Genomic DNA, 12299 nt, shown 5'->3' with positions numbered 1-12299 from the left:
CATTTCAACAACAAGGGAACAGCACATGACGACGATCCGCCTGCTTGAGCCATCCGACCGCTCGCAATGGGAGCCCTTGTGGAAGGGCTATCAGACCTTTTACGAAGTCGTCATTCCGCCTGAGACCACTGAACTGACCTGGGCGCGCTTCCACGCTGCAAACGAGCCGATGCATGCCTTCGGCGCTTTCGATGACGACGGCAAGCTGAAGGGCATCGTCCACACCATCTTCCACCGCTCCACCTGGCTGCCGAAATGGACCTGCTACCTGCAGGATCTCTATGTCGAGGCAGACCAGCGCGGTCTTGGAACCGGTGCCGCACTGATCGAGCGCGTTGCCGATCTCGCCCGCGAACAGGGCGCCGGCCGCCTCTACTGGATGACGCACGAGACCAACGAACGCGCCCGCCGCCTCTATGATCAGATCGCCGAACGCTCCGGCTTCATCCAGTACCGAAAGCAGCTCTGACTGCTGACAGAAATTGGCAGCAGCCTCCGCTAGACATTGCCGCGTCGCTGGCCTGCGCCAGATATCAGCAATCGATGAGGAGACAATGATGACCGAAGAGCTGGTGTTCTACACAAACCCGATGTCGCGCGGCCGGATCGCCCGCTGGATGCTGGAGGAAACAGGCGTTCCCTACCGCACGGAGATCAAGACCTTCGACGGTACGATGAAGGGAACGGACTATCTCTCGATCAATCCGATGGGCAAGGTTCCTGCAATCCGCCACCGCGGCACCATCATCACCGAATGCGCCGCGATCTGCGCCTATCTGGCCGATACCTTTCCGGAGAAGGAGCTGGCGCCGCGCGCTAAAGAGCGCGGCTCCTATTACCGCTGGATGTTCTTCGCCGCCGGTCCGCTGGAGTCGGCGGTCACCAATCGCGCGCTCGGTTTCGTCACGCCTGCCGAGAAGGCCCGAATGGCCGGATATGGCAGCTTCGGCGACGTCATGGACACGCTCGAAAAGGCCGTGACCAACAACCCCTATATCGCCGGCGACCGCTTTACGGCCGCCGATGTCTATGTCGGCTCGCATATCGGATGGGGCCTGAATTTCGGCTCGCTCGAGCAGCGGCCAGCCTTTGCCGACTATCTCGGCCGGGTCGCCAACCGCGACGCCTACCGCCGGGCGAACGCGCTGGATGACGAAGCGATGCAGGACATGCAGCTCAATGCCCACTCACACTAGCGGCATGTAGATATCCGTCAGCAGCCCGGTCGGCGCCGTGTCGCGCGGGTTGTTCAGATATTCCTCGAACATCAGCCCGTCGCGCAGCTGCCGGCCGGAAACCGGCAGCCATTCGGCATAGAGCCACTGATAGGCCTTGTGCATGTCCGCATACGGCCCCTTGTGGCGCAGCACCGCATACTCGCCGCCGCTGAGAGACTGCCGGACGAAAGGCGGCTCGGCGGCGATGGTCTCATCAGCGCTGACGCAGGCAACCGACCGCAGTCTTTCAGCCGGAACAATATCGGGATCGTCGAAATAGATACCGATCATCCGCATGGCGGGTGACGCCAGCCCGCGGGCATAAAGCGTTCCGAACAGCGTCTCGAACGCCTTGCTGATCTGCATGTAGGAACCGGTATGCGGCACGCCGATCAATTCGATCGGCTCGATGGTTTTCAACGTCACGTCAAACATGGCTGTCGCCTTTCCTGAAATCGAGGGTTCGAAGACTGTGTGGCTTCCCTCTTTCCGGTAGCGCGCCGGCGGCATGCCGTAGACCGATTTGAAGATGCGGTTGAAAGACTGGAGATTGGGATAGCCCGATCGCTTGGCAATCTCGCTGATATCAAGATCTGTACGGACGATATCGCCCGCCGCGCGATGCAGCCGCAGCCGCTTGACGGTCGCCGCCAGCGTCTCGCCGTAGATCGCCCGGTAGATCCTGTGCCAGTGATAGCTCGACATGCAGGCGATATCGGCCAGCCGCTCCATATCCAGCTCCTCGTCGAGGTGGTCGTGGATATAGGCCGAAACCCGCCTCAGACGGTTTTCATAGAGAGACCAAGCCGTTTGCCCGTTCATGTCAGACCTCATGCAAATCGATCACCCGCAGACAACCATAGTCCAGTTTGACAAATCCTGCGGAGTTCAGGCGCAAAACAAAAAAGGCGGAGACCGAAGCCTCCGCCTTTCACTATCACCATCCGGTGACGATCAGCCGGCGAGCGCTGCCGCAACGGCTTCGATCGCCTCGTCGGCCTTCGATCCGTCCGGACCGCCGGCCTGGGCCATATCGGGACGGCCGCCGCCGCCCTTGCCGCCGAGTGCTGCAGAAGCGATGCGCACCAGATCGACGGCGCTGAAGCGGCCGACGAGATCTTCGGTAACGGCAACCACGGCGCTGGCCTTGCCGTCGTCGGAAACGCCGATCAGCGTCACGACGCCGGAGCCGAGACTGGCCTTGCCGTCGTCGGCAATGCCCTTCAAATCCTTCGGATCGACGCCGGTAATGGCCTTGCCAAGGAACTTGACGCCGGCGATCTCGCGGGCTGCATCATCGGCGGAACCGCCCTGGCCGCCGCCCATGGCGAGCTTGCGCTTGGCATCGGCCAGTTCGCGTTCCAGCTTGCGGCGCTCGTCCATCAACGCTTCGACGCGCGAAACCACATCGCCTGCCTGCACCTTGAGAGCCGAGGCCAGCGTCTTCACGCGGTCGTCCTGTTCCGCCAGATAGACACGGGCCGCTTCACCGGTGACTGCTTCGAGACGGCGCACGCCGGAGCTGACGGCACTGTCGCCGAGAATGCGCACCAGCCCGATGTCACCGGTCGCAGACACATGCGTGCCGCCGCAGAGCTCGATCGAATAAGGCTTGCCGGTCTTGGCGCCATGCAGGCCCTGGCCCATGGCCACCACACGCACTTCGTCACCGTACTTCTCGCCGAACAGCGCCATTGCGCCCTCGGCACGGGCATCATCGACGCTCATCAGACGCGTCGTGACAGGCGAATTCTGCAGAATGATTTCGTTGGCCATATCCTCGACCACCTTCAGCTCTTCTGAAGACATCGGCTTCGGATGCGACACGTCGAAGCGCAGACGATCCGGCGTCACCAGCGAGCCCTTCTGGGCAACGTGGTGGCCGAGCACCTCGCGCAGCGCCTCATGCAGCAGATGCGTTGCCGAATGGTTGGCGCGGATCTGCGAGCGGCGGGCGTGATCGACGGTCATCGCAACCGCATCGCCGGTCTTGATCGTGCCTTCGACGACGGTGCCGATATGAACGAACAGCCCCTCGCCGCGCTTCTGCGTATCGGTGATCTCGATCCTGGCGTTATCGGAAGAGATGATGCCGGCATCACCCACCTGACCGCCGGACTCGCCGTAGAACGGCGTCTGGTTGACGACGATCTGCACCTTGTCGCCGCTGACGGCCTGGGGAGCAGAGGCGCCATCCTTGACGATCGCCTGGACAACGCCTTCGGCGCTTTCCGTGGCATAGCCGAGGAATTCGGTCACCCCATGCGCCTCGCGCAGCTCGAACCAGATGGTTTCGGTCGCCTTGTCGCCGGAGCCGGCCCAGTGCGAACGGGCCTCCGCCTTCTGGCGCTCCATGGCATCGGTGAAGCCCGCGAGATCGACGTTGATCTCGCGGGCGCGCAGGGCATCCTGGGTCAGGTCGAGCGGGAATCCGTAGGTGTCGTAGAGCTTGAAGGCGGTCTCGCCGTCGAGCATGTCGCCCTTGCCGAGCGTGGTCGTGGCTTCCGACAGCAGCGACAGGCCGCGCTTCAGCGTCGTGCGGAACTTGGTTTCCTCGAGCTTCAGCGTTTCGGTGATCAGCGCTTCGGCGCGCACCAGCTCCGGATAGGCGCGGCCCATCTGCTGGATCAGCGCCGGCAGCAGCTTCCACATCAGTGGTTCGCGGGCGCCAAGCAACTCGGCATGGCGCATGGCGCGGCGCATGATGCGGCGAAGCACGTAGCCGCGGCCTTCAGCGGACGGCAGCACGCCGTCGGCGATCAGGAAGGCGGACGAGCGCAGATGATCCGCGATGACCCGGTGGCTGGCGCGCTGGTCGCCTTCAGCCTTGACGCCGGTCGCCTCTTCGGACGCCTCGATCAGCGCGCGGAACAGGTCGATATCGTAATTGTCATGCTTGCCCTGCAGCAGCGCCGCGACGCGCTCCAGGCCCATGCCGGTGTCGATCGACGGGCGGGGCAGATCGACGCGCTCTTCCTTGGTGATCTGCTCGTACTGCATGAAGACGAGGTTCCAGATCTCGATGAAGCGGTCGCCGTCTTCCTCCGGCGAGCCGGGAGGGCCGCCCCAGATATGATCGCCGTGATCGTAGAAGATTTCCGAGCACGGACCGCAGGGACCGGTATCGCCCATCGCCCAGAAATTGTCGCTGGTCGGAATGCGGATGATCCGGTCTTCGGAGAGACCGGCGATCTTCCTCCAGAGACCGAAGGCTTCGTCGTCGGTGTGATAGACGGTGACCAGCAGGCGCTTCGCATCGATGCCGAATTCCTTGGTGATCAGGTTCCAGGCAAGTTCGATCGCCCGTTCCTTGAAATAATCGCCGAAGGAGAAGTTGCCGAGCATCTCGAAGAAGGTATGGTGGCGCGCGGTGTAACCGACATTGTCGAGGTCGTTATGCTTGCCGCCGGCGCGCACGCATTTCTGCGCCGTCGTCGCCGTCGAATAAGGGCGCTTTTCAAGACCGGTGAAGACGTTCTTGAACTGCACCATGCCGGCATTGGTGAACATCAGCGTCGGGTCGTTGCGCGGCACGAGCGGGCTCGACGGAACGACTTCGTGGCCGTTGGTCTTGAAATAGTCGAGGAAGGTCGACCGGATATCATTCACACCGCTCATGCTATGCCCTTCAATGCTGCCCACGGCAGGTCAAATCTTAAATCCAGTGGCTTTTATCGTCCGCATTAACCACTGTCCAGCAGGCAAACCCGCCTGCAAAACGAAACGGCCGCATTCCTTGCGAAATGCGGCCGTTTCGAACTCATAACTGCGCTGACGATCAGGGTTCGCCGTCACCATCGCCGTCATTGGCATCGGGACCGCCGTTCTGCAGCTTCTCTGCAAGCAGGCCGGCATTCTGGCGGATCGAAGTCTCGATCTCGCGCATCGTATCCGGATTGTCGCGCAGGAAAATCTTGGCGTTCTCACGCCCCTGCCCGAGCCGCTGGCTGTTATAGGAGAACCAGGCACCTGACTTCTCGACGATGCCTGCCTTGACGCCGAGATCGACCAATTCGCCGGTCTTAGATACGCCTTCGCCATACATGATGTCGAATTCGACCTGCTTGAAGGGAGGCGCCATCTTGTTCTTGACGACCTTGACGCGCGTCTGGTTGCCAATCACCTCTTCACGCTCCTTGACCGCGCCGATACGGCGGATGTCGAGGCGAACCGAGGCGTAGAATTTCAACGCGTTGCCGCCCGTCGTGGTTTCCGGAGAACCGAACATCACGCCGATCTTCATGCGGATCTGGTTGATGAAGATGACCATGGTCTTCGACTTCGAGATCGATGCGGTCAGCTTGCGCAATGCCTGGCTCATCAGACGTGCCTGGAGACCCGGCAGGCTGTCGCCCATCTCGCCTTCGATTTCGGCGCGCGGCGTCAGTGCAGCGACCGAGTCGACGACGAGAACATCGACGGCACCGGAACGAACCAGCGTATCGGTGATTTCTAGCGCCTGCTCCCCGGTATCCGGCTGCGAGATCAGGAGGTTGTGCAGATCGACGCCGAGCTTGCGGGCATAGACCGGGTCGAGCGCATGTTCCGCATCGACGAAGGCACAGATGCCGCCCTTCTTCTGGGCTTCTGCAATGGTCTGCAGCGCCAATGTCGTCTTGCCGGAGCTTTCCGGTCCATAAATCTCGATGATGCGGCCCTTGGGAAGACCGCCAATGCCGAGTGCGATATCCAGTCCGAGAGAGCCCGTCGAAACAGTCTCGATCTCGACCACGCTCTCATTCGAGCCGAGCTTCATGATAGAGCCCTTGCCGAACGACCGCTCGATCTGAGAGAGTGCCGCTTCAAGTGCCTTGCTTTTGTCCACCGATTTGTCCTCTACAAGCCGCAATGTATTCTGTGACATTCGATCCACCTTTAGGTTATTGAAGCCGCTCTAGCAATGTTGCCGCCGATGCCGATTTTGTACGTGATTTGTTCTCATTACGCAAGTGGCGTCCAAATGATTGAAACGAAAAGGTAAATCAGTACGTGTTCTACATTTGTTTTATTGATGCGGCGCAAGGGCTTAGCAGCGTGACGCGGCCTGACGGCGAGCTGCAGCGGATGGCTCGATTCGGCGAAATCGCCCCCTCTGGAGCTCGCGCATGAAGCGCAAGATTCTCGTGCTCGGCGGCGCCCATATCGACCGGCGCGGACGGATATCCGGCGAGACGGCGCCGGGCTCAAGCAACCCGGGATCCTGGTTCGAGGAAGCCGGCGGCGGCGGCTTCAACGCGGCGCGCAATCTCGCCCGCCTCGGCTTCGACGTGACGATGATTTCGCCGCGCGGCGGTGATCCGACCGGCGAGATGGTGAAGGAGGCTGCCTACGCAGCCGGCGTCAACGACCGCCCTTTCGTCTTCCTCGACCGCAAGACGCCGAGCTACACCGCGATCATCGAGCGAGACGGCAATCTCGTCATCGCGCTCGCCGATATGGACCTCTACCGCTATTTCTCACCCCGCCGTCTCGCCATCCGCGCGGTGCGCGAAGCCTTTGCCGCCAACGATCTCATCCTCTTCGACGCCAATCTGCCGGAAGATACGATCGCGGCAATCGTCACCCGGGCAAACGGCCTCGGAAAACCGGTGGCGGCGATTGCCATCTCGCCAGCCAAGGTGATCAAGCTGAAGGCCTGTGCCGAGGGCATCGACTTCCTGTTCCTCAACGAGGCGGAAGCCACGGCTCTCGCCGGAGCGCGCCCTGATGATGCGGCAGACTGGGTGTCGCTGCTCGGTGACACCGGGTTGAAGGGCGGCGTCGTCACCCGCGGACAGCGCGAACTGATCGCCTTTGCCGGCAAGCAGTCGATCGCGCTGCAGCCGCCGGCCGTCGACAGCGTGGCCGACGTCACGGGCGCCGGGGATTCGCTTGCCGCAGGCGTGCTGTCGGCATTCATGCACGGCTTGCCGCTGGAGGAAGCCGTGCGTCATGGCGCTGCGGCAGCAGCGGTCACCGTCCAATCGCCGCTTGCCGTCAGTGAAAAACTGACACCGGAGCTCCTCCGCGACACGCTGGCCCTTGTTCCGGCCGCCAGAATTCTGCATTGAAGCGCGCTTATCGATGAACTGGAAACGACAATGACGAAACCGATCTCCCCTCTGCTGCCGATCTCCTATTCGAAGGAAGTTGCCGCCGCCAAGCAGCGCGGCGCACCGCTAGTCGCGCTGGAATCGACCATCATTACTCATGGCATGCCCTATCCGGGCAATATCGAGATGGCCCGCAGCGTCGAGGCGATCATCCGCGAACAGGGCGCCATTCCGGCGACCATCGCGGTCATGCACGGCGTCCTGCATATCGGCCTCGAACCGGAAGAGCTTGAAAGGCTCGCCAAGGAAAAGGACGTGATGAAGGTGTCGCGCGCCGACCTCGCCTTCTCGATCGCCGAGCGCCGCACCGGCGCCACGACGGTTGCGGCGACGATGATTGCGGCAGCGCGTGCCGGCATCAAGGTCTTCGCCACCGGCGGCATCGGCGGCGTGCATCGCGGCGCCGAAGAGAGCTTCGACATTTCGGCCGACCTGCAGGAGCTCGCCCGCACCGGCGTCATCGTCGTCTGCGCCGGCGCCAAGGCGATCCTTGATATCCCCAAGACGCTGGAAGTGCTGGAAACCTCGGGCGTTCCCGTCGTCACCTATGAGAACGAAGAATTCCCAGCCTTCTGGTCGCGCAAGTCAGGCCTCAAGAGCCCGCTGACACTGAACAGCCCGGCGGCGATCGCCAATTTCCAGACGACCCGCGAGCAGCTCGGCATCGACGGCGGCATGCTGATCGCCAATCCGGTTCCGGAAGCCGACGAGATTCCGCGCGAGGAGATGGAAATCTACATCGAGCGCGCGCTCGACAGCGCCGAGCGCGACGAAATCACCGGCAAGGCGGTCACGCCCTACCTGCTCAGCACCATCTTCGACCTGACCGACGGCCAGAGCCTGAAGACCAATATTGCGCTGGTAGAAAACAACGCGCGCCTGGCAGCCGAAATCGCCGTGGCGCTGGACGCCTGAATGAATTGAAAATCCGGGAGGCGGAAACGCCTCCCGTCATTTGCTGTCGAGCGTTTCCTTGACGACGACGGCCAGCTGCTTCAGCGAGAACGGCTTCGGCAGGAAGCCGAATTTCGAGCCCTCCGGCAAATTGCGCGCAAACGCATCCTCGGCATAACCGGACACAAAGACAAACTTCATATCCGGGTATGTCTTGCGCAACTCGCGCAGCAGGCTCGGCCCATCCATCTCCGGCATGACGACATCGGAAACGACGATATCCACCTTGCCGTCGAGCTCTTCCAGAATATCCAGCGCCTCGATGCCCGATCCGGCCTCGTGAACAGTATAGCCGCGGGTCTCCAGCATGCGCTTGCCGCCGCGGCGTACCGCCTCCTCATCCTCGACCAGCAGAATGACGGCGTTGCCGGTCAGGTCTTCCGGCTGTTCCGGCTGCACCGCGACAGGCATCTGCACCACATTGCTGGCAACAGCACCGTCCGCGCTCCCCTCGGCAGCTATGACCGGCTCGACGATATGGCGCGGCAGGAACACCCGGAAGGTGGTTCCCTTGCCGACTTCCGATTCTGGCTGGATATAGCCGCCGGATTGCTTGACGATGCCATAGACCATCGCCAGCCCGAGACCGGTACCCTTGCCCACTTCCTTTGTGGTGAAGAACGGCTCGAAAATCTTGTCCATGATCTCGGGCGCGATACCGGTACCGGTATCCTTGACCTCGACCAGAACCATGTCTTCGTTCGGCATGTAGGAATAGTTGAAAGCCGCGACTTCATCCGCCGTCACGTTGCGTGTCCGCACCGTCAACTTGCCGCCTTCGGGCATCGCGTCGCGGGCGTTGACGCAGAGGTTGATCAGCACCTGTTCGAACTGAGAGAGGTCGGTTTTGACGGGCCAGAGATCACGGCCATATTCGACATCGAGCTTGACGTTGGTGCCCGACAGCAACCGGTCGACCAGCATGCGGAGATCGCCGACGACATCGGTCAGATTGAGCACTGAAGGCCGCATCGTCTGCTTGCGCGAGAAGGCCAGCAGCTGGCGCACCAGCACCGCCGCGCGGTTGGCGTTGCGCTTGATTTCCATCAGATCGGCGAAGCTCGCATCGGCCGGCCTCGCCTGCAGCAGCAGGTGGTCGGAGGATAGCAGGATCGCCGTCAGCACGTTGTTGAAGTCATGTGCGATGCCGCCCGCCAGGGTGCCGACAGCGTTCATCTTCTGCGTCTGCGCCATCTGCGCCTCAAGCGCCTTCTGCTCGGTCACCTCGACGGCATAGACGATCGCCGCCTCTTCCGGCGCCTCATCGCTCTGGTCGATGACGGCATTGATGTAGAAGCGGAAATGGCGTGCATCGTCGTCAGGCGTGCGGGAATCGATCGGCGGAATGTCGCCCTGCCGGTCCTTGGCGGCGTCGAGCGCGCCCTGCAGCCGTTCGCGGTCGCTTTGCTGGACGATCGCTTCGAGCCGTGCGCCATTGTCGACGTCATCGCGGGACACGAGGCCGGAGAACAGCTTCAGGAACGGCGCATTGGTACGCAGGATCCGGCCTTCGCCATCGACGGAGGCGATCGCCATCGGCGTATTGTTGAAGAAGCGGGTAAAGCGCATGACCGCGGCCGAGGCGGATTGCTCGTTCTCGGTGCCCGGCTCGCGCCGCAGCACGATTGTCCGGCTTTCGCCCGGCGCACCGTCGCGCATCGACGTGACGCTATGGACGATCTGCACCGGCAGGCTCTGGCCGTTCGACTTCTTCAGATCGAGATCCAGCGTATCGGTCTTTTTCAGGCCCGGCTCGGCCTGGACAGACTGGATCAATGCCAGCCCCTCGCCTGCCACCACGTCGCCGATGGTCATCGAGCCCGGTATGAATTTCGTCAGGTCGAGACCAAGCCATTCGGCCAGCGTCGCGTTGAGATAGAAAATCTCGCCCTTGCGCCCGGCGGAAAAGAAGCCGGCCGGTGCATGGTCGAGATAGTCGATGGCGTTCTGCAATTCCTTGAAGAAGCGCTCCTGATCGTCGCGCTCCGAAGTGATGTCGCTGATCTGCCAGATATGCAGCGGCTTGCTGCCGCTCTCCTCGGTCTTCAGCGTACGCGCCTTCAGGCGGTACCAGTGCGCCCCGGAACCATTCGGCGATGGTCCGAGCGCCCGCAGCAGCCGGAACTCTTCCTGCCCCTCACGGCCCTCGCGCAGCCCGTTCGACAGACGGTAGAGCGCCTCATTGGACTCGCGGTGACGCGACAGCAGCGCTTCCAGCGTCTGCACCTCGGTTGCCTTGCGCGCGCCGGTCAGCTTTCCATAGGCGCCGTTGGCATAGATGATCCGGCCCTTGTCATCAGTAATCAGCGAACCATCCGGGTGACTGTTGAGAAACGAGCGGGCCAGGCTGTCGGACTGGCGCTGGGGCATCACTTCTATGAAGCCGATCACCGAAGACACCAGAAAGAAGATGCCGACCATCGCCAGCACGCCGAGAACGCCGAGCACCATCTCGTTGTCGAGCGAACTCTTGAACACCACGAAGGCGGCGGCCGCCGCAATCAGCACCAGCGCCAGGAGGAGGATGCGGATAGCCGTGCCGGAACGTCCTCCTCGATCCACGATCGGGGAATTGTAGTCGTCAGCCTGACGCGGTGTCGTCATCTAGTCCTCGCATGCGCCGATCCGGCATGGTGCTTTGTCACCGGAAGACAAAGCAGGAATCAGGCGTTCGTTCCTTCTTAGCAATTTGTAGGCCTTGCAAAAACAGTGCCGTACCGCCGGAACGCTTGAATTCACAAGGAACAGCGCCAGTTTCGCAAGCCATCGGGCTTCTGAGGCGATCTTCTCGCACGGGCGTGACTGGACAAGCACACAGCCTATTGCCTAAGGAACTGAAAAGCCTTCATGATGCGGCCTGCGTATAGGGGAGTTTGAGATCATGTTTGACAGCGTAGTGAGCGACTATGGCAGCCGTTTCCTCCTAGCAGCAGGCGGCGTCGGCCTTGGCCTGGTCGTCCTGATCGGCGTACTCTGGCTGATGCGCAACCGCGCACCCTCGCCTTTCGTGCGCGGCGGCAAGAACCGCCAGCCGCGTCTGCAGGTTCTGGACGCCGCTGCCGTCGACACCCGCCGCCGCCTCGTACTGGTGCGCCGCGACGACGTCGAGCACCTGATCATGATCGGCGGCCCCAGCGATATCGTCATCGAAAGCCGCATCCTGCCTGAGGGCGCCGAACAGGCGAAACCGTCGTCTGAGCTCCGCCCGGCGCCGGTTGCACCACCGGCAGCTCCCGTAATCGAACGGCGCCCGGCCGTGGCCGAACGCCCTGCACTCCGCGCGGTTCCCGAACAGCGGCCGGAGCCCCGGGTTGAACCGAAGCCGGAACCAGTAGCGATCTTCGAAGAGGAAGAGGCCGAGCTCTACATCCCTGCCCCTGCCCCTGCCCCTGCGCCTGCGCCCGCTCCGGCACCTTTCATCGAGCCGCGCCGCCCGCAACCCATCGCACCCGCCGCCGCAGCACCCGCCTTCGCTCCGGCTCCCGCTCCGGCCATCACCGTTCCTCCGGTCATTGCCGCGGCAGAAAACCGTGTCCCGCCGACGATCACCATCCGCCCGATGGAGCAGCCGCAACCGGCACCGTCGCTCGAAACCACCAATGCCGCCGATATCCTGGATGCCGCTCGCGCCCGCGTCCTGCCGCAAAAGGCGCGTATCGAACCCGAAGTGCTGACGCCGCCGGCACAAAGCCTTCCGACGGTTTCGGAGGGCCATCCGGTGGTGACCGCCGACGCGGGAGCGCCGCCACAGCAGCCGAAAGGCGATTTTCAGCGCATTCTCGAAGAAGAGATGAACACCACGCTGGCCGCCGAACGCGTCGTCCAGCCGGTGCAATCCATTCAGAGCGCGCCGATCCGCACCATTGCGCCGCAGCCGGTCAACCTGCAGCGCCGTGACCCGGAAGCACCGCCGGTCACCGGCGCCGATGCCGAGTTGCAGAAGGAAGTGGCGCGCATCTTCGGCGAGATGAGCGTCAACCGAGACAAATAGCCGGTCAGCCAGACCGCCAAAACGAAAAAGGCACCGCAATGCGGT

General features: G+C 62.5%; 9 protein-coding genes. 5 read left to right on the top strand and 4 right to left on the bottom strand.

All coding sequences use genetic code 11. From position 1 onward, the window contains the following. The first annotated feature begins 25 nt into the window (after nucleotides 1-25). Nucleotides 26-469 (top strand): GNAT family N-acetyltransferase, encoded by a 444-nt coding sequence (locus tag AC1DIJ_RS16840; RefSeq protein WP_112387237.1) that lies wholly within the window; start codon nucleotides 26-28, stop codon nucleotides 467-469. 88 nt (nucleotides 470-557) lie between these two features. Continuing rightward, nucleotides 558-1196, top strand: a complete 639-nt coding sequence (locus AC1DIJ_RS16835) for a glutathione S-transferase family protein (protein ID WP_112387480.1) — start codon at nucleotides 558-560, stop codon at nucleotides 1194-1196. On the opposite strand, the gene AC1DIJ_RS16830 is transcribed toward AC1DIJ_RS16835, so the two are convergent. The 3 genes from AC1DIJ_RS16830 to recA form a co-directional block, all read right to left on the bottom strand. Next, nucleotides 1188-2039 (bottom strand): AraC family transcriptional regulator, encoded by an 852-nt coding sequence (locus AC1DIJ_RS16830; protein WP_112387236.1) that lies wholly within the window; start codon nucleotides 2037-2039, stop codon nucleotides 1188-1190. The genes AC1DIJ_RS16835 and AC1DIJ_RS16830 overlap by 9 nt on opposite strands. A 132-nt stretch (nucleotides 2040-2171) precedes the next feature. Beyond that, nucleotides 2172-4835 carry an alanine--tRNA ligase gene (gene alaS / locus AC1DIJ_RS16825; RefSeq protein WP_477831485.1) on the bottom strand — a complete coding sequence of 888 codons (2664 nt, stop codon included), beginning with the start codon at nucleotides 4833-4835 and terminating at the stop codon, nucleotides 2172-2174. A gap of 160 nt (nucleotides 4836-4995) precedes the next feature. After that, nucleotides 4996-6081, bottom strand: a complete 1086-nt coding sequence (gene recA / locus AC1DIJ_RS16820; RefSeq protein ID WP_112387234.1) for a recombinase RecA — start codon at nucleotides 6079-6081, stop codon at nucleotides 4996-4998. A gap of 241 nt (nucleotides 6082-6322) precedes the next feature. Here recA and AC1DIJ_RS16815 point away from each other — a divergent pair, with 241 nt between their 5' ends. Next, nucleotides 6323-7267, top strand: a complete 945-nt coding sequence (locus AC1DIJ_RS16815; protein WP_112387233.1) for a carbohydrate kinase family protein — start codon at nucleotides 6323-6325, stop codon at nucleotides 7265-7267. A gap of 30 nt (nucleotides 7268-7297) precedes the next feature. Beyond that, a complete protein-coding gene (locus AC1DIJ_RS16810; RefSeq protein ID WP_112387232.1) occupies nucleotides 7298-8224 on the top strand; it encodes a pseudouridine-5'-phosphate glycosidase in 927 nt (308 codons plus the stop codon). Between the two features lie 36 nt (nucleotides 8225-8260). Here AC1DIJ_RS16810 and cckA read toward each other — a convergent pair whose 3' ends face one another. Next, a complete protein-coding gene (cckA, locus tag AC1DIJ_RS16805) occupies nucleotides 8261-10867 on the bottom strand; it encodes a cell cycle histidine kinase CckA (protein ID WP_112387231.1) in 2607 nt (868 codons plus the stop codon). A gap of 277 nt (nucleotides 10868-11144) precedes the next feature. Between cckA and AC1DIJ_RS16800 the strand changes: the two genes are divergently transcribed. Beyond that, on the top strand, nucleotides 11145-12254 hold the full coding sequence (locus AC1DIJ_RS16800; protein WP_477831484.1) for a flagellar biosynthetic protein FliO: 1110 nt from the start codon (nucleotides 11145-11147) through the stop codon (nucleotides 12252-12254). The last annotated feature ends 45 nt before the right edge of the window (nucleotides 12255-12299 follow it).

It is taken from the genome of Rhizobium sp. 10N427 (assembly GCF_056394605.1).
Note: the sequence above shows the minus strand (reverse complement) of the source record. Positions and strands in the feature narration are given on the sequence as shown.

Bases quoted from the DNA above. Each gene is read 5' to 3' on its own strand.
- AC1DIJ_RS16815 (WP_112387233.1), top strand. From the start codon at position 6,323: ATGAAGCGCAAGATTCTCGTGCTCGGCGGCGCCCATATCGACCGGCGC.
- cckA (WP_112387231.1), bottom strand. From the start codon at position 10,867: ATGACGACACCGCGTCAGGCTGACGACTACAATTCCCCGATCGTGGAT.
- recA (WP_112387234.1), bottom strand. From the start codon at position 6,081: ATGTCACAGAATACATTGCGGCTTGTAGAGGACAAATCGGTGGACAAA.
- alaS (WP_477831485.1), bottom strand. From the start codon at position 4,835: ATGAGCGGTGTGAATGATATCCGGTCGACCTTCCTCGACTATTTCAAG.
- AC1DIJ_RS16840 (WP_112387237.1), top strand. From the start codon at position 26: ATGACGACGATCCGCCTGCTTGAGCCATCCGACCGCTCGCAATGGGAG.
- AC1DIJ_RS16835 (WP_112387480.1), top strand. From the start codon at position 558: ATGACCGAAGAGCTGGTGTTCTACACAAACCCGATGTCGCGCGGCCGG.
- AC1DIJ_RS16800 (WP_477831484.1), top strand. From the start codon at position 11,145: ATGTTTGACAGCGTAGTGAGCGACTATGGCAGCCGTTTCCTCCTAGCA.
- AC1DIJ_RS16830 (WP_112387236.1), bottom strand. From the start codon at position 2,039: ATGAACGGGCAAACGGCTTGGTCTCTCTATGAAAACCGTCTGAGGCGG.
- AC1DIJ_RS16810 (WP_112387232.1), top strand. From the start codon at position 7,298: ATGACGAAACCGATCTCCCCTCTGCTGCCGATCTCCTATTCGAAGGAA.